Here is a 16,422-nt window from a genome sequence, read left to right on the forward strand (position 1 = left end):
GCCCGGTCCCATTCCGAACCCGGAAGCTAAGGCCACCTGCGCCGATGGTACTGCACTCGACAGGGTGTGGGAGAGTAGGACACCGCCGGAACATCATTGCGAAAGGCCCTCCAGCATTGTTGGAGGGCCTTTTTGCGTTCCCGGACAAGGTCTCTCAGGGGCGGGTCTCGTTACAGCACGTAGCTCTCGAACATTTCGTCCGAACCCTCTGTCATGGTGACAGTTCCCCCGAGCGCCGTGGTGACGAACCGCATCAACTGGTGTTCGTCGACGCCGCTCGACGCTGCCCGGTTGACGGCATTCAGCAGCAGATGCGCGATGCGGTCCGGCTCGCCGTCCCACTCGTCCTTGTCGTATCCGAAGTCGACTGTGAATCCATAGTTTTCGCGAAGTTCCGCAGCGAGCGCGGCTATCGCCTCCAGCCGGGTCCCACCAGGGCGCAGGCAATGCACACCCGGACCTTCGAGATACCACCGGCAGCCCTCCGGCGGCACCTTGTCGGCAATCGCGCGGACACGCGCCTCATCGTTGTTCCAGTCGAAGAACACCGTGAAAGCGTGCACCTGTGCGCCGCTCGTGTCGACGAGAACAAGGCTGCGCGCTACCTCGTACCAGCGATCTGGATCGATCAATCTGGCGATGCCGAATGCCGCCTGACGTATGTCCTCGACGACCACCTCTCGCTCACGGCCACTGTGGACCCGCCAACCTCCCTCGACAGGAACAATCGTCGCGATCTCCGCCATGGCGCCAATCGTCCCATGCCATCGACGCCGATCGTGTCGACACCAACCCAAGCTCGAGGTGCCGGCGCCTCGGTGCGGCGGTCATCGGCGATCTAGGCAACCCCGCCGACGGTAGGCGTCAGCCGCCGTTCTGAACAGGCAGCAGGCGACGCTTAGTATCGAGGGTGATGCCGGTGGCCCCGGGATCAGCGAAGGGGGAGCCGTATGAGTCTGTTGCCGATGCTGTCTGTTGTGGAAATCGTCGCGGAGCGGGTCCTGCTGCGCAAGGCACGTGACGCCGATCGGGCGCGGCTTGTCGAGCTACGAACCGACGCGGAGGTTGCGGCCTATATCGGTGGTCCACGTCTCCGGGAGGATATCGAGCGATACCTCGACGCGATCGGGGGTGCGGCCAACGCGACCGACGCGCCCGGTACCTTCGTCATCGCCGACAAAGCGACCGATGAGCTCATCGGAACATTCGAGATCAAATGCCGGGCACCGGACCAGCCCGGTCGAGTCATCGAAGGCGGCGAGGAGCTGGAATTGGGCTATCTGATGAGGCGCGACGCCTGGGGCGCGGGACTGGCGTCCGAGGCCGCCACCGCCGTATTGCGAGCAGCCGCAGACGAACTCCCCGATCAGCCGGTCCTGGTCGTCACCCAGACAGCCAACCAGCGCTCACTCAGACTCGCGGTCCGCCTGGGTTTCCGCACGGTCAGCACCTTCGAGCAGTTCGACGCCGAGCAGACACTGCTGGCCGCGGCCCTGCACTCGTTCACAGTGGGATGACTGCGGCTGCACCTGCTCAACCCGAATCCGTACCGATCCCGTTGGGCGCCTGTTTTGCGGCTTGGCTGTGCCACCGTCCGACCTCAGCACGACGACTCCGGGCGGAACAGTTGTCGGCGACGGCGGCACAACTTCTGGTTGAGCAGGGACTACGAGGTCGTGAGGTAGTCGCCTACTCCGGGCGGCAACGGCCGATGTTCGGTTCGTGTGGTGAGGTAATCGTGTTGCGGTCGGGGGAGGGTGTTGAGTAGATTTTCAGCCGGGGCAATGGCCCGAAGTGCGTTGTTGCACTTAATAATTAGACAAGATCACTGCCACGCGTCGGCAGTGACTTTGCCTAGGGGGAGATCTGAACCTCGACGAGGCGTGGCAGCTCAGTCGAAAGTCCCTACTGGATGCCGGTATACGGCGTCAATGGTCCGCCGGGTCGGTGCTGATGCGCGAAGGCGAGCAATCTGAGCATGTTGTGGTCATCGAGGCCGGGCGTGTCAAGGTGGCTTCAGCGGCAGTCAGTGGCAAACAAGCGCTGCTGGCGATACGTGGGCCGGGCGATCTGCTCGGCGAGTTCTCCGCGATCGACGGCAGGGCTCGCTCGGCCACGGTGACAGCCCTGTCCTCGGTGACCGCGACCGTGCTCTCGGGATCGGCGTTTCGCGACTTGCTCATCGGCGACGGCAAGGTCGCGTTCACGCTGTTGCGGATAGTGGTGAGCCGCCTGCGTGAAGCCGATGTTCAGCGCCTCGAATTCGGTGCGTACAGCGTTACCGAGCGAATCGCGCGCTTGCTGCTCGACTACGCCCGACGCTACGGCGAGCGGGGAGACGATGGGGTGATCATCACTTTGCCGTTGTCACAGGACGAGTTGGCGCACGCGGCGGGCGCGTCGCGAGAAGCGGTGTCCAAGGCCCTGAAACGGTTGCGTGAGCTCGATGCGGTGCGGACCGGTCGGCGACGGGTGGAGCTACTGCGGCCAGATCTTCTCGCCGACATCGTGGAAGGGCTGCCGAGTGTGCATTTGGACGCAGACATGCCCACCGACCCCCGATAGACATGAGGCGATCCACACCAAACGGAGGCAACCATGAACGAACCGCTGCACCGCAGCTTTCTCGTCGTCGACGTCGAGAACTCGAGTCAGCTGGGCAATGCTGAACTCGCGGCGATGCGCTCGACGCTATACGGGATTCTCGGCGAGGTAACCGATCGCACCGGATCGGTTGTCGTGGGCGATGATCGGGGCGACGGCTGCCTGTTCGTACTCGACCTACCCGTGCTGGACGTCCTGGACAAGGTTGCCGAGTCCGTGGTGGAGGGCGTGCGTGTCCACAACCACACAGTCGGCCCACTCGATTGGATGCGTGTCCGTATCGCCGTGCACGAGGGCTATGTGCACAAGGACGAGCAAGGTTGGTCCAGTGACGCGCTGACCGCCACGTTCCGGCTCAACGATGCCGCCGTTGTCAAAGACACGCTGAAGATCGCAGCCAGGGCTGTCGGGGTCATCGCCGTCTCGGATCTCGTGTATCAGGGTGTCGTTCGTCATAACTACCGGCCGAGGGTGAGTCCCGCCGAGTACCGCGATGCCGAGATCACGACCAAGGAAGGCAAGGTACGGGCGTGGCTTCGGGTCCCGGGCTACCCTGAGCCTCCGCTTCCCGCCGTTGCCTCCGAGCCTGGCGGAGCTCGGAAGAAGGCCGTCCTGACCGACGAATCCGGTTCGATCAGGGCCAACAACATGATCGTCGGTGATGTGCGAGCTCGCACCATCATCGGTGGTGACAACGTCGGCGGGACGGTGCCGGCGTGACCGATTCCGAGGCGCCGGTCGCTGAGGAGACCACGCGGCCGGAGCTTGTCGAGGACGCCGAGGCGGAGGCGGCCGGTATCCGCCGGCGAGCCACCGATGCGGAACGCAAACGTGAGGCGCGCGCCGCGGTGACCGCGCTGACCGACGCGGTCGGCGCGCTCGGGCTGTCGCTCAGTGCCAACACGGTGATCATCGGTGACACACAGGTCGGCACCCTGGTCGGGCGCGACAATTACGCGGGCATATCCGGCGCGGTGTTCGTGCCGAGCGGGCCGGTGTCAGCCGGTCGGCTCGATGATCTCGCGCAGATGTTCGAACCGCCGCCGAGATTCGAGCAGATGTGCGACCGCCTGAAGTCGGAGCCGGTGTTGCTTCTGCGCGCCCCTGCGGGGTGGGGAAAGACTGCGACCGCATTGCGGGCGCTGAGTCGCCAGTGCTCAGGCGGTGTGCACAAGCTCAATCCCGATGTGGCACTACGGTCGTTGGATATCGAGTTCGATCAGCGGACCGGCTATCTGCTCGATTCTCCCGAGAGCGAACAGCTGCGGTTCCTGAGCGAGTTCCATCTCGAGCAACTCGGGCGACGGTTGGTCGAGCACGAATGCCGATTGGTCGTCATCGTGGACGAACGAGCCGAGCTGGGCGCCGATATCTACCCATTCGTGCTCGACGGCGGTGAGCCCGCCGATGTTTCGGCGACGGTGAACAACTACCTGGTCAATCAGCTTTCCGCCGATGAGCTCGGCCTGCTCGATCGGGCCGAGGTGACGCAGTTGCTGAGCCTCGTTTCCGAGCATCGCCCGCCAGCCCGCGAACTGACCCAACTGGCCGCGCAGCTTGTCGACGTTGCCCGGGGGCGAATCGATATCGCCGAGGTCGTCGGTCGGTATTCAGCGTCCGACGACAATCGGTTCCGGCAGTGGTTCGACGATCTTGACGCCGATACTCGCCCGTTCGTGATCGCCTTGGCGGTGTTCAACAATATGCCGCTGCACATCGTATCCGTGGCGGGCCGGACACTGGCGAGGCTGATTGCGGTAGCGGAGGCCGTCGACGAGGATGGCGCGCCAGCTCAGTCGGTGTTCGGCGTGCGGAGCGCCGAGCTGCTGAACAGGGCCAGGGCGCAGTCGTATCGGTCCCACGAGGACAGTGAATACGGCCGAATCCCGGTCGACATGGTGCGATTCGCGGACGATCGAATTCCCCGGCGACTGCTCGAATACGTTTGGCAGGAGTACCCCGCTGCGCACGAGCTGGTTCGTGACTGGTTGCGCGAACTCGGCGGGGTCGGCGACCTCAGGGTGAGTACGCGGGCCGGCGTCGCTGTGGGCCTGTTGTCTACATTCGAGTTCGAACACGCCAGACAATTGGTGATCGAACCGTGGGCCGACAGCGGCCGGCGCAACGACCAGTATGCCGCGATCGGCGCGTTGCAGTTCCCCGGTCTGCAGCCCGAACTCGCGCCGCTGGTTGCGCGGATGCTCGCGGCATGGTCGCGGCCGGGACAGCCACCGGCGCGGCGAGTCACGGCGACGGCTGCGCTGGGTAGCGCAGTGGGGCAACTCATGCCGCATCGTGCCATCGGGCTGTTGCGCCAAACAGCTCGCAGCGCCGACCCTGAACTGCGAAATGCTGTGTGTTACAGCATGATCGAGCTCTTCAACGTTCGAGAGCAGACAGGTCGCGTCCTGCGTGAGCTGCGAAGATGGACCGCGTCGCAACGGAAAGGCCTGCGTGCCACCGGATTCTTATGCGTCCTGCAACTGAGCTTCGATCTGTCGGTCGATACCGCGGAGGGTGTGCATCCGTGGCCGGTCCTGGTCTGGCTAGCCGATCGATCCAGCGAGCATCGCGACGATATCGTCGTGCTCTTCGCCCGCCTGATGCAAGCACCATACTTTCTGCCGGCTGCCTACGACGAGATACGGCGATGGGTATATATCGCCGAGCACGACACTCAATTACGTGGGCCGCTGGGGCGACTGCTGGCCGACCTGGAGAAGGCGGATCAGAACAACGGAGTCGTTCCGTACTACCTCCGTGAATGGGCTGACGAGCACAACGGTCCGGCTGTGGCCGTTGCCGAACTACTGACAATGATCGATCCGAAAAGGATGAATTGACATGACAATCGACGGGGCGCGCCCGCTGATCCGCTACGCCGCGGTGGAGCGGGCCGCGTGGCGGACATTTCGTCCGCCGACCGATGGACACGCGGCAGTGTCGGTGGATCGTGCAGGCGAGTTGCTGCTGATGACTCGTCGGCCGTCGGCGGGTGAGGTGTTCTTCCGCCCTCCTGTCGGCGTCCACTGGGTGGATGTCGCAGTACATCACGAACCGTGCAAGTTCGATCTACCTGCGGCTGAGGGAGTGTTCACCTTCACCGCCGAGGTCGACACAGCGTGGCAGGTGACTGACCCGGTGAAAGCGGTCAAGGACCACCCCGCCAGCGGCGAGCAGGTGTACCGGCCGTTCCTCGAACGGGAACTGCGTCGGTTGAGCCGCGAATATAAGGTCGAAGGTTTCGCGGTGGCCGAGCGTGACATCAACGAGCACTTCGCCGGCCGAGTGTTCGAGTTGGGCTGCGGGATTACGCTATTGAGCTGTTCGGTGAAGCTGGCTCCGGAATCGAGCACGCACGCCTACATCCAGGAAGCCACGTTCGACCACAGAAAGGCGCAACGTCGTGCCGCCGAGCACGACGCGCGTCTGCACACCGCGCAACTGCAACTGAGCGAGAACGAATCCCAACACGGTCTGAGACTGCAGACCTCCCACCAGGACTACGAGCTCGTCAAGCTCGCCCAGCGACGCGACCTCGAGTTGGAGCAACAGCGGATGAGCTTCTATGCGGAGGCACTGCAAGGTGGTGAGTTGAGCGTGCTCGCGTATCGGCTGGCGTCCAACCGTGACGATGTCAACGAGGTCATCGCGTTGATGATGCGTCAGAAGCAGATTGACTTCGATGCTGCGCACGGCATGCTGAACGCGCTGCTGGACCAAAGCCTGGTCAACAAGCGCGATGTCCAAGACATCATGGCGCGTGCGACGGCGGTCATCGCCGACCATTTGAGTCCAGCGGCATTGGGACCTGGCCCGGAGGTACCACCGAAGCCCGAGCTGGCCGCGTCACCGATGTCGGCACTCGTCCAAGAGGCCGAGGTGCTCGACCGGTCCGATGATGATGACGACGATGTCTGACCCCCTTGTCGCGGGAAATCCGTTGATCGAGCTGCCCGTGTTCGGAGGACTGATCGCGCAGCTGGACAAAGTCCTGCTCGACCTGGGTTTCACCGCGAAATGGGCCGAGACGGTGGAGTTTCTGACCACCGCGGCGGTGGCGTTCACCGTGCTGACGGTTGTCGTTGGCAAGCTGGTGCCATGGGTAAGCGGCAAATTGGTCGGGCACGAAGAGCGGCTCACCGCGCCGGTCCCGGTGGTGTTGTTGGCGCCGGAGTGGCTGGTAACCAAGCTCCTGGTCAAAGCCGGGCGAAAGCCGGGAGCCTTCGTGTACGGCTACGGTGAGAGCGTGCTGGTCTTGGTGGACTGGTTGCGGGCCGCTCTGGCTGTTGTACTGCGGATTCTCGGATCGGTCGGCAAATTTCGGCGAGCGATCGCGGGCATCCTGCTCGTCCTGGCATTCCTCTCGTGGAACAGCGGGTCCTGCGTGGCCGATAGCCAACCGTGTGTGTCTCCGGTGCAGCACTGGAACGGATAGCTCCGGATGCGTCGATCACGCGGGCGCGCCGAGTAGCGCCACAGTGAACCAAGCAAGGAAGACGACGAGGCTGATCGCCGTCCAGCGCAGGGCCACCGCGAACCGGTGGTACTTGTGCTGGGCGATGTCGGCCAGAGCGCCGGCTTGCCACCATGCCTGATCGGCCAGCACCGGGGTCCGCGGTCGGTCGTCCGCTTCGACGGGAAAACTCGGAAAGCAGAACCAGTTGCCGGTTCCGGAACCGCTGAGTCTAGGTCGCAGCGTCGCGGCGAGGTAGCCCATACAGACGATCAGGCTCACCGCGAGTCCGATCGCCATCACGACAAGTACGGTGTTCATGGAGGTGCGCGCGGTGGTGACCAGCCCGGTCAGTGCGAATCCGTTGGCGGTCAACAGCAGGCCCGCTTTGGTGTCCGCGGCGAGGATGACGCGATTGAACTCGGAGATGGTGCGGAGTGCGGTGTTGAGATCGTCGAGTGGGCTGAGGCGTGTGGTGTGAATCATCATGGGGTCAGCACATCAGTGCGGGCTGCCGATCTCCAGGTACTAAGACACACAACGGGTTTCGGCTGCCCGCTGTGCTACGTCAGGCCAGCTCGCCCAGTCCGTTGACGAAACTGATGATCAGGTACGCGGTCGGCGTTCAGCAGCGCGCGGTCTCTCTGTAGTGGAACTCGACGAAGACTATTTCGAGGCACTGTGAGGCGACGTGCTGGACCGGGTCTCCGAACTCAGGTCTGGGTTTGTGACAGCGCGCCGGCTGTTGCCGAGTCGACCGCGGTGTAGGCGCGCGCGCACGCATCCAAGTCATCGGATATAGCGTTGAGCTTGCCCAGCAAGGCCTGGTCGGCCTGGTCCCAGGCGGCTTGCAACGCGGTGCTTGCGGTCTCGGCGGCAGGACCCCACCCCTGATGCTGGTCAGCCATCTGCCTGGAGCACGACGTGAGGTCCATCCCGGAGGTCGTCACCTCGTCACGCAGCCGGGTTGCCGTCTGCTGTAAGGCCGTGATGGCCACCGACACGTTCTCGCTAACGCCCATTGGATCCTCAACTTCTGCGGAGCTCATCCTCAGCCCGTGCCGCACGATCCCGGGTTGTGCTGGGAGTGTGGCCGTACGAGCGCCGTGCTGCTCATCGCAGTATGACTCATCGTCATGCTCCGCAGTCGCCATCGTGTGGCTCGTGGCACCCGGCGGTCACCATCAAACTGCCTGTATTCCGGGCGTTTGGAGAAGATTCGGGTTTTGGAGGATTGAATGGAACCGTTTCGGGTTGAGCCGCGTCTCTATAGGTATCGGGTGAGTTTCGACTGGGCGGATCGGCAGGTGCCCGGGATGGTGGCGTGATGACGTTGGCGTGGAACGACGTGAAGGACTGGAACGGCGACAGTCTCGAGGCGATGGCACGGGCATACTCGCAGCGCGCTGCATCGATCCGCCTGCTCGAGTCCGTGGTGCGGCGGTCGGCCGATATCGAGGGGTGGACGGGCGCCGCCGATGATGCGGCCCAGCAGAAGATCACCTCGTTCGCCGCGGAGCTGGATCGCCTGGCTGGCCAAGTCGAACCGTTGAATTCGCTGGCGCTGAACACCATCACCACGATGGAGGACTTGCGCAACAAGGCGGTGGAGATCGAAGGCCTCGCAGGAACCGAAGGATTTACCGTGTCGGCCGAGGGGAAGCTGCATGATCTCTGGGCCGAAACCGGCCGCACAGAGGGCCTGTCCGACGACGAGAAGGCGCGCCGCACGCGGGTCGCGGCGCAACTGGAAGTCGACGCTGCCAAGATCATCACCGACGCGCGCGCGTTGGATGACGAGAACGCTGCTGCGCTGAACCGAGCAGCAGGCGACGTGGTTGTTGAAGCGCCGGGCAATCAACCCAACATCTCGCGGGATAACACTGGGATCGTCATCGAAACCGGCGCCGGCGACGACACCGTCGAAGTGACCGAGGACCCGAACACCCACATCGCCACCGTCACGGTGAACGGGAAGCCGGTCGAACCCCCGCTGACGGCGGATCAATCGAAGAACATCACGATCAAAACCGACGCGGGCAACGACACGATCACTGTCTCGCCAGGAACCCGGGTCGGCGTGAAGATCGAAGGAGGCGACGGCCGCGACACGATCCGCGGCGGCGCAGGCAACGACACGATCTCCGGCGGCGACGGCGATGACACGATCACGGCCGGCGACGGCGACAACAAGATCGAGGGCGGCAAGGGCAGCGACTCCCTTGCCGGTGGTAGCGGCCGCGACTACATCAACGGGTCCACCGGCCAAGACCTCATCAAGGGCGGCGATGGCGACGACGTCATCTACGGTGGCGACGACGCCGACCAGATACAGGGCGAGGGCGGCAACGACTACCTCGACGGCGGCCAAGGCGGTGATTTCGTGATCGGCGGCGACGGCAACGACATCCTTTCCGGTGGCCTCGGCGACGACATCCTGCGGGGTGGCGTCGGCGACGACAAACTGTACGCAGGAGCAGGCAACGACGACGTCGGTGACAGCTTCGGCGGCAATGACACCTACTACGTGCAGCGCGGCGAGGACACCACGATGGAGGCGGGCAACGGGGGAACCAACACCGTGGTCGACGTCGTCCTCACGAATATCGACCCCGACAAGATCAAGGTCGAAGGCAGCGACGAGTTCAAGGAACGGGTGAATGCCGATCTCGAGTTCTACCGGTCTTCGCCGACCGGTCAGCAGACGCTGGAGGGACTCAGCAACACCGAGCACACGGTCACGATCAAAGAGGGCACAGACGGCCAAAATTCGGCGAATGGTGACTGGAGCCGGGCGACGATCGATCCGTCGGGGAAACCGAATGTCGGCTCCGACTCGACGATCACCTACGATCCGACAATGGTGCAGTTCGGCGGACAGTACGCGAATGAGCCCTACAACAACACGCCACCGTCGGTCATCCTCCAACATGAAGCCGCCCACGCCTACGACATCACCCACGGAACGATCCGGTGGAACAGCAGCAATCCCATCGTCTACAGCGGTGATGATGCTGTCGATCATGGAATCCAGGAGGGAGAACGAGTCGCGGTCGGCCTGCCGATTGATCATGACGACAACCCGCAGACCCCGGAGCAGCGCGTGTCCGACAGTGAGCACCCATCACAGATCACGGAAAACGCGCTGCGAGCAGAACTCGGCCTCCCGGCTCGCCAACACTACCGTCCGACGACACGATGACAAGGGCGATGTACGCCCGGCGTATCCGAATCACATTGGCCGCCGCCCTTGTCGGCCTCGTCAACGCGTGCGGCGCGCCAGGTCCGAGTGATCGAACAGAGTCGACTGTGGCCGATGCCCCGCGGACCGACCCGTATCTGTGTGAAGCGCGGCCCGTCGCGGCCGATGACCCATCCATCGAGCTCGACACGACATTCGACTCGACCGGCAATCGAATCGTTGTCGGCTATCGCCTGACGAACCATCGATCCGAAGCGGTGTACGTAGTCGCCCGCGTCCCGGATGCCGATGGTAAGGGAGGCGCGCAGGGGCACTATGTCGTTCCGCGTAGCGATGGCATCGTGGAAATCAGCAAACGATTGTTCCGTTCGGTCGATTGCCCGAAGCTGCGGTACCAGGCACCGCCGGAGCCGGATCTGCTGCGGATCGACCCTGGCGCCACCTTCGCCGAGGAATTCACCGTTTCCCTACCCCTGACAACGATTCATCCATACCAGCCGCTGGACCCAGGGGACCTCGCGCCCATGCCTTCGCGACCAGGACACGTCGTCTTCTGCGTCGGGCTGATGCGCTCTAAAAACATGACCCCGCAGCCGACTGAACGCGACGGCGAGCAGCGGTATGACTATCGCGATCTCGACTTCAATGCACAGACACATCTCTGTAGCGATCCAGAGCCAGTCTGAGCGAACATCGTGGAAGCCGTGTGGGTGCTCAGAGCGCAAATCAATGGGACTTCTCCTGGGTGAGTGAGAACACGGGTAGCGGACGATTTCGCGCTAACCGGCCCGGACCTTGACTCCGCCCGAGAACATCGAGTCATGGAACTGCAGCACCGCGGGTACAGTCCCTGGCGGCACATCGAACACGATGGCCGTGGCCACACTCAGACCCGGATTGAGCTCGATGCTGCCGAAGTCGTCAGACAATGCCGCATTGGCTCCGAAGCTGCTGTCGAACTTCCGGTTGTGCTCGTCGTAGAGGTACTGGTTGGTGCCGTAGAAGGTCCGGGCTTCGTTGCCGATATTGGTGACCTGGACCCGGACCACGACGAACTCCCCGGTTGCCCGCTCGGACCAGAATCCACCGCCGAGGACTGTGTCGCCCTGGTCGATGCCGGTCACCAGGAACTCGAATTTGTCGTCGCGCACCGCGGTTCCGGCGGGCGCCGGCTGGTTCTTGGCCGGCTTCGGAGCGACCGTGGTCGGCGCAGGAGTACCGGTCGGGACACCCGCGCCATGGACCGAGCGACTGGTGGTGGCGCTCGAACGGTTTGACGAGTCCGATGTGTCTGCGCCGATAGCGAATATACCGAGCAGGCACACGCCGACGCAGCTGCCCGCGATCCACAGGATCAGCGCATTGTTGTTCTTGGGTGGCGGCCGGAATCCGGGGGGGTATGGGCGCGGCAGGTTGTAGGGCGGTTGGGAGGGATAGCCAGGCGGGTTCGTCATCGTGGTTCCTTGGTCCGAGGGCGCCGGGACTACCTGTCCCGGCGCCGAAGTCGGCTACTTGAGTGCGACTCGCGCGCCGGCGGAGAACGCCGAGTCGTGGAACTCGATCGCGGTGGGCACGGTGCCCCGGGGCACGTCGAACACGAGGGTGATCGACACCTTGTTGCCAGGATTGATCTCCTCGGTGAGATGGTCGTTGACGTTGATCTCGGCGCCCGTGTCGTTGGCGAACTCGCGCCCCTGATCGTCGATCAGCTTCTGATTCGACCCGAAGTAGTGCTGCGCCTCGTTACCGACGTTGGTCACGTCGACGTGGACCTGGATGAATTCACCCTGCGCCTGCTCCTTCAGAATGTCGTTGGTGCCGATCACCGTCACCGGTTCTTCCACGCCCGTGACCAAGAACGAGAACTTCCCGTCGCGGACTTCCGATCCGGCCGGCGCGGCGGTGTTGCGCTTCTCCTCGGCCTTGGCGACCTCGTTCGCCGCCCCACCGATCAGCGCGACGCAACCGCCGAACATCAGCAGGATGACGGCGAGGATTCCACCGACCATCCACGGCCACACCTTCTTCTTCCGCGGCGGCTGCGGGTAGTGGGGTCCCTGCGGGTAGCCGGGTTGGGCGGGGTACTGGGGGTTGGTCATCGTGACTCCTGGGGAGAGAAGGGAACTGGTATTCAGTTGTCGGGACCGGCTGCGGTCAGCCGTAGACCCCGCCGAGCACGCTGAGCCGCGAGCTGTTGAGGCGGGCCAGTTCGTCGATCGATGCGGCGCCCGCAAGGCGGGCCAAGACGAGGGTGATGTCTGCAGCCGCGGCGGCGTCGGCTCCCGCTTCGTGGTGCTGCTCGAGCGAAACTCCGAGTGCGGCCGATACGGTGCTGAGCTTGTAATTCGGCAGCTGCAGTTGCCGTTTCGACCACGACAACGAACATCCGTACGTCCACCGGGGGAGCGGAGCGCCGCTGAATTCGCAGGCTCGCATCATGTTGTTCATGTCGAACGTCGCGTTGTGGGCAATAACCGGCAGGTCACCAACCAGGGCTCGCACCTCGGGCAGCCGTTCGGCGAAGGTGGGCTGGCCCGCGACCGTCGCCGGCGTGATCTTGTGGACGCGCACATTGAACGGCGCGAAACTGCCGACAGCGGCGGGCGGCCTGCACAGCAGCGAGTGAGTCCGCACCCGCACACCGTCGCGGACGACTGCAATGCCGATCGAACAGATACTGCCGCGGGCAGGGTTGGCGGTTTCGACGTCGAAAGCGGCGAACGACAGAGTCATCGGGATTCCTCCAGGGGAAGGGGGCGAACACGCGGGCCACCGCACTGGACGAGGTAGGGCCGCGAGAGGCGGGGTGCTTCGAATTCGGCCCAGTCATGGGCGATGTCGGCAAGGGCAGTGGCCAAGGCGAGGACGTTGACCGGTGTGACGTCCGGCAGCACCGGCCATCGCGGACGTTCGCGGTTCCGTCCGTCGGCGATTTCGGCGGTGAATGCAGCGTCGGCCGAGGCGATTTCGCGTCGCACCGCGTCGGCGGTGGCGTGCATGTCGATCACGGCCGAGCTGTTAACCCCGGCGGGGAGATCAATCGGCCTGTGCCGCACCGACGGAAATCCGTGTACGAGGTGCTGAATCGTCGTGGTTCGGCTGTGCGAGACGACCCAGGCACCGGTCAATCGCGAGACCATCGGCTCCGGACTGATGTTCACTTGCCAGACCACGAGCTCCTGATCGGTGGTGTCGAGCACCACCAGCGATGGCGCGAAAGTCGTTGTCATGTCAACTCCGTGGATCGGCAACACCCGATCAAGGGCGTGCGGGGTCGCGCCGTGGCAGTACCTGCCCGGCGAGAATTCGAGGGGTATGTCAGCGCCTGCGGCGCTGGGTGAGCTGTCGTCGAATTCGGTCGAACAGCGCGCGCAGCCGGGTGGTCGTCGAGGCAGGATGCGGCGCGGGTGAGGCTGTCGGCCGAACCCCGAGTCGGGCTGCCAGTTGGGCCGGGGTCGGCACCGGGCTGCTGCTGATAGGAACGTCCAGCTTGATCGGCGCCCGGCCGGGTGCAGTTGGTGAGGTGCTTGCGGCGTACTGCTCGATCGTCTGGCTGGTGAGATGCCAGCCGTGGCATGCCGGGCACTGGTAGGACCGCACCTCGCGACGTCGGGGGTCGCGGGTGTCGATGCCACCGAGGACGAGCTCGGCATCAGCGCGGGTGAAGAACCGCCGTTTGCCGTGGAAGCAGCGCTTCACCGGGGTTCGCAGTCACTGTTTGCGCAGGTCGTCACCATTCCGGAGAGTCAGCGCACGAGGGTTTCCCGACCGGTGTCGTCGGTGCCGAGCTCGTCGGTGGGTGGACATACGCTCTCCTCTCGGGTGATGGATGGCACGACGAAGTACGGCCCTGTGACGGCGGGATCGTGGTCGGGATCTATTGCGGAGCAACAACTTCGGTCTGCTCTGCGGTCGGCGGGAAGGTGCGTTGCCGGTGGAAGAAACGTAGCAGCCTCGTCACCCCGCCGTCAAATGATTAACAATGTTTTCATGCGCGCGTAGGGTGAACATAGGCTGCGAGCTGCGGTCTGTGCTGAAAACATCGTCAATCTCATGCGGTGTAACCTTGCGGTTGACGACCCTCGCAGGTCGAAAGGGAGGCATATGTCGGACTCAACCGCCACAGTCGCCGCAGCGGAGATCGCCCGGATGGCCGGTGTCACCCGCGCCACCGTCAGCAATTGGCGCCGTAGGCACGCCGATTTCCCGGTCCCGGTGACCGGCGGCTCCGAGGCTCGACCGCTGTTCGATCTCGGCGAAGTGCAGCAATGGCTCCGCGGCCACGGGGTGCAGGCCGCCGACTCACCGCTGCAGCAATTGCGCACCGTGCTGCGGTCCGGCGTCGACCCGGCCACCGTGCCGACTCTGATGGAGCTGGTAGGTGATCTCACGGCGGCGCCGGATACGCCACTGCACGCAGCCCTTCGCGACGCCGTCGCCGCGACCGACATCAAGCAGGTCCTGGATGTGCTTGCCGAGCGCGGCCTGGACGCGGTGCCAAGCACGGGTGTCTACCCGACCGACCCGCCCGTCGCCGCGCTTATGGCCGACATCCTCGCGGCCGCAGCTTCTCCACCGCCACGCAGCCTGCTCGATCCCGCCTGCGGCAGTGGCACTCTTCTTCTCGAAGCCACCCGGATCGGTGTCACCGCGCTGTCCGGCCAGGACGTGCTCCCCGTTCAGGCAGCCCGCACCGCCGCGCTGCTGCATGCGAGGGTCCCGGCCGCCACGGTCGACATCCGTACCGGTGACAGCCTGCTCGATGACGCCTTCCCCGGTGAGAAGTTCGACGCGCTGCTAGCCAACCCTCCTTATGCGCAACGTGATTGGGGTGCGGAGTCGTTGGCGGTCGACCTCCGCTGGGAGTACTCGGTGCCGCCGCGCGGTGAATCCGAACTCGCCTGGGTGCAGCACATTCTCGCGCACCTGCGTGTCGGAGGGACTGCCGTCGTTCTTCTTCCTCCGGCCGTCGCCTCCCGAACATCTGGTCGTCGAATCCGCATGGAGCTCCTCCGTGGCGGTGCCTTGCGTGCGGTGATCGCGCTGCCGCAGGGGGCGTCGACGCCACGCCAGGTCGGGCTACAGATCTGGGTGCTGCGTCGTCCCGGCGCGGAACCCGCTGAATCAGTGCTGTTCACCGACTCGGCACGACTGCCCAGCCACGGTGACGCCCGATCGGATTGGCAAGTTCTCGCCGAGCGAGTCCTCGACTCGTGGCGCGCCTTCGACCACGGTGACGTCGGCGCCGCCACCGTCGCGGACCTCTCCGCGGTTGTCCGAACGATGGACATCCTCGACGACGACGTCGACCTGACGCCCGCCCGCCGAGTCCGCGCCGCCATCGACCCCAGCAATGTGGCGGCCTCCGCGCACGCCGCCATCGCCCTGCTCGGCGAGCAACTCGCCGAACTTCGCAGCGTCGCGGAGACGGTGAAGGAATGGTCAACCCGCGGCGACACCGCGCTGCGCACCGCCACCGTCGGTGATCTCGAACGAGGTGGGGCGGTTCGACTCGTACCGACGACCCCCGCAGCCGCAGACCCCGACGCACCTCAGCGTCCCGTACTGTCCGGCCGCGATCTCCTCGCCGGACAAGGTCCGTCCGGCCTCACCGGACCAGGTGTTGCGGTGTCCGCCGAATTGATTCGCGACGGCGACGTCCTGGTGTCCCGATTCCGCGACGACCACGGCGCCGCCCAAGGCGCCCGAGTCGCCGAGGGCGCCGATATCGGTGCGGTCCCCGGCTCTGGCGTGATCGTCTTCCGGACCGACCCGACCAGGATGGATCCTTGGTTCTTCGCGGGCTTCATCGGCAGCCCCGACAACTCGGCGGCGATGTTCGGCTCGACCACGATCCGTCTCGACCCGTCCCGATTGCGAATCCCGATCCTGCGCCTCGCCGAGCAGAAGCCGTATGCGGAGGCTTTCCGAAGATTGCATCTGCTGCGAGTGGCGGCTGCCCGGACCGCGGATGCCGCCCTCAGTGCTGCCGAGCTGATCGGGACGGGGCTGACCGCGGGGGTGCTTGCTCCGAGCCGCGAGTAGCGGGCGACCCTACGCCCGTAATCTCATCGCTCCGCTCGACACTGCTCCTCCGACTTCACTGCGATGCATTCGATCCATTTGCGTTGCACCTCACCGGAAGTCGGTGCTTCGCCAC

The 16,422-nt window shown here is 64.6% G+C and carries 17 protein-coding genes and 1 rRNA gene; 10 read left to right on the plus strand and 8 right to left on the minus strand.

Annotated features, from left to right (window positions below):
• Nucleotides 1-91, plus strand: a 5S ribosomal RNA gene (gene rrf, locus ACFWF2_RS11730); the annotation flags it as partial.
• Between the two features lie 79 nt (nt 92-170).
• Here rrf and ACFWF2_RS11735 read toward each other — a convergent pair.
• Complete coding sequence (locus ACFWF2_RS11735) at nt 171-746, minus strand: hypothetical protein (RefSeq protein WP_379307133.1); 576 nt, start codon at nt 744-746, stop codon at nt 171-173.
• A gap of 204 nt (nt 747-950) precedes the next feature.
• On the opposite strand from ACFWF2_RS11735, the gene ACFWF2_RS11740 reads away from it, so the two are divergent.
• From ACFWF2_RS11740 to ACFWF2_RS11765, 6 genes are all read left to right on the plus strand, one after another.
• Nucleotides 951-1,517, plus strand: coding sequence for a GNAT family N-acetyltransferase (locus tag ACFWF2_RS11740; protein WP_379307135.1), 567 nt, complete (start codon nt 951-953; stop codon nt 1,515-1,517).
• Between the two features lie 403 nt (nt 1,518-1,920).
• Entirely contained in the window at nt 1,921-2,565 is a 645-nt protein-coding gene (locus tag ACFWF2_RS11745; protein WP_379307257.1) for a Crp/Fnr family transcriptional regulator, read from the plus strand.
• Between the two features lie 33 nt (nt 2,566-2,598).
• Nucleotides 2,599-3,324, plus strand: coding sequence for a hypothetical protein (locus ACFWF2_RS11750; protein WP_379307137.1), 726 nt, complete (start codon nt 2,599-2,601; stop codon nt 3,322-3,324).
• A gap of 608 nt (nt 3,325-3,932) precedes the next feature.
• A complete protein-coding gene (locus tag ACFWF2_RS11755; RefSeq protein ID WP_379307139.1) occupies nt 3,933-5,447 on the plus strand; it encodes a hypothetical protein in 1,515 nt (504 codons plus the stop codon).
• Nucleotide 5,448: 1 nt separating this feature from the next.
• Entirely contained in the window at nt 5,449-6,525 is a 1,077-nt protein-coding gene (locus ACFWF2_RS11760; RefSeq protein ID WP_379307141.1) for a hypothetical protein, read from the plus strand.
• Nucleotides 6,503-7,042: a hypothetical protein gene (locus tag ACFWF2_RS11765; RefSeq protein ID WP_379307143.1), complete on the plus strand. Its 540-nt coding sequence runs from the start codon at nt 6,503-6,505 to the stop codon at nt 7,040-7,042. The genes ACFWF2_RS11760 and ACFWF2_RS11765 overlap by 23 nt, the downstream gene beginning before the upstream one ends.
• A 15-nt stretch (nt 7,043-7,057) precedes the next feature.
• On the opposite strand, the gene ACFWF2_RS11770 is transcribed toward ACFWF2_RS11765, so the two are convergent.
• Together ACFWF2_RS11770 and ACFWF2_RS11775 are read right to left on the minus strand one after the other, a co-directional pair.
• Complete coding sequence (locus tag ACFWF2_RS11770; protein WP_379307144.1) at nt 7,058-7,549, minus strand: hypothetical protein; 492 nt, start codon at nt 7,547-7,549, stop codon at nt 7,058-7,060.
• 224 nt (nt 7,550-7,773) lie between these two features.
• Entirely contained in the window at nt 7,774-8,082 is a 309-nt protein-coding gene (locus ACFWF2_RS11775; protein WP_379307146.1) for a WXG100 family type VII secretion target, read from the minus strand.
• Between the two features lie 305 nt (nt 8,083-8,387).
• Here ACFWF2_RS11775 and ACFWF2_RS11780 point away from each other — a divergent pair, with 305 nt between their 5' ends.
• On the plus strand, nt 8,388-10,262 hold the full coding sequence (locus ACFWF2_RS11780; RefSeq protein WP_379307148.1) for a M91 family zinc metallopeptidase: 1,875 nt from the start codon (nt 8,388-8,390) through the stop codon (nt 10,260-10,262).
• Nucleotides 10,263-10,369: 107 nt separating this feature from the next.
• Nucleotides 10,370-10,948: a hypothetical protein gene (locus tag ACFWF2_RS11785; protein WP_379307150.1), complete on the plus strand. Its 579-nt coding sequence runs from the start codon at nt 10,370-10,372 to the stop codon at nt 10,946-10,948.
• A 93-nt stretch (nt 10,949-11,041) separates the two neighbouring features.
• Here the strand turns inward: ACFWF2_RS11785 and ACFWF2_RS11790 are convergent, their stop codons facing one another.
• The 5 genes from ACFWF2_RS11790 to ACFWF2_RS11810 all read right to left on the minus strand — a co-directional run bounded on the left by ACFWF2_RS11790 (nt 11,042) and on the right by ACFWF2_RS11810 (nt 13,961).
• Nucleotides 11,042-11,716, minus strand: a complete 675-nt coding sequence (locus tag ACFWF2_RS11790; protein WP_379307152.1) for a DUF4352 domain-containing protein — start codon at nt 11,714-11,716, stop codon at nt 11,042-11,044.
• A 54-nt stretch (nt 11,717-11,770) separates the two neighbouring features.
• A complete protein-coding gene (locus tag ACFWF2_RS11795) occupies nt 11,771-12,361 on the minus strand; it encodes a DUF4352 domain-containing protein (protein WP_379307154.1) in 591 nt (196 codons plus the stop codon).
• 55 nt (nt 12,362-12,416) lie between these two features.
• Entirely contained in the window at nt 12,417-12,995 is a 579-nt protein-coding gene (locus ACFWF2_RS11800) for a 3'-5' exonuclease (RefSeq protein ID WP_379307156.1), read from the minus strand.
• Entirely contained in the window at nt 12,992-13,462 is a 471-nt protein-coding gene (locus ACFWF2_RS11805; protein WP_379307158.1) for a hypothetical protein, read from the minus strand. Before ACFWF2_RS11805 ends, ACFWF2_RS11800 begins: the two co-directional genes overlap by 4 nt.
• A 118-nt stretch (nt 13,463-13,580) precedes the next feature.
• Nucleotides 13,581-13,961 carry a hypothetical protein gene (locus ACFWF2_RS11810; RefSeq protein ID WP_379307160.1) on the minus strand — a complete coding sequence of 127 codons (381 nt, stop codon included), beginning with the start codon at nt 13,959-13,961 and terminating at the stop codon, nt 13,581-13,583.
• 405 nt (nt 13,962-14,366) lie between these two features.
• On the opposite strand from ACFWF2_RS11810, the gene ACFWF2_RS11815 reads away from it, so the two are divergent.
• The gene (locus ACFWF2_RS11815; protein ID WP_379307161.1) at nt 14,367-16,307 is read left to right on the plus strand and encodes an N-6 DNA methylase; all 1,941 of its coding nucleotides are present in this window, start codon (nt 14,367-14,369) and stop codon (nt 16,305-16,307) included.
• Nucleotides 16,308-16,422 lie beyond the last annotated feature (115 nt).

The organism is Nocardia sp. NPDC060259 (assembly GCF_042728775.1).
In the GTDB taxonomy this organism is placed as follows: Bacteria; Actinomycetota; Actinomycetes; order Mycobacteriales; family Mycobacteriaceae; genus Nocardia.

Excerpts from the sequence above, each read along its gene's own strand:
- ACFWF2_RS11735 (WP_379307133.1), bottom strand. The coding sequence starts at position 746 with ATGGCGGAGATCGCGACGATTGTTCCTGTCGAGGGAGGTTGGCGGGTC.
- ACFWF2_RS11800 (WP_379307156.1), bottom strand. The coding sequence starts at position 12,995 with ATGACTCTGTCGTTCGCCGCTTTCGACGTCGAAACCGCCAACCCTGCC.
- ACFWF2_RS11780 (WP_379307148.1), top strand. The coding sequence starts at position 8,388 with ATGACGTTGGCGTGGAACGACGTGAAGGACTGGAACGGCGACAGTCTC.
- ACFWF2_RS11815 (WP_379307161.1), top strand. The coding sequence starts at position 14,367 with ATGTCGGACTCAACCGCCACAGTCGCCGCAGCGGAGATCGCCCGGATG.
- ACFWF2_RS11770 (WP_379307144.1), bottom strand. The coding sequence starts at position 7,549 with ATGATGATTCACACCACACGCCTCAGCCCACTCGACGATCTCAACACC.
- ACFWF2_RS11760 (WP_379307141.1), top strand. The coding sequence starts at position 5,449 with ATGACAATCGACGGGGCGCGCCCGCTGATCCGCTACGCCGCGGTGGAG.
- ACFWF2_RS11740 (WP_379307135.1), top strand. The coding sequence starts at position 951 with ATGAGTCTGTTGCCGATGCTGTCTGTTGTGGAAATCGTCGCGGAGCGG.
- ACFWF2_RS11750 (WP_379307137.1), top strand. The coding sequence starts at position 2,599 with ATGAACGAACCGCTGCACCGCAGCTTTCTCGTCGTCGACGTCGAGAAC.
- ACFWF2_RS11775 (WP_379307146.1), bottom strand. The coding sequence starts at position 8,082 with ATGGGCGTTAGCGAGAACGTGTCGGTGGCCATCACGGCCTTACAGCAG.
- ACFWF2_RS11790 (WP_379307152.1), bottom strand. The coding sequence starts at position 11,716 with ATGACGAACCCGCCTGGCTATCCCTCCCAACCGCCCTACAACCTGCCG.
- ACFWF2_RS11795 (WP_379307154.1), bottom strand. The coding sequence starts at position 12,361 with ATGACCAACCCCCAGTACCCCGCCCAACCCGGCTACCCGCAGGGACCC.
- ACFWF2_RS11765 (WP_379307143.1), top strand. The coding sequence starts at position 6,503 with ATGATGATGACGACGATGTCTGACCCCCTTGTCGCGGGAAATCCGTTG.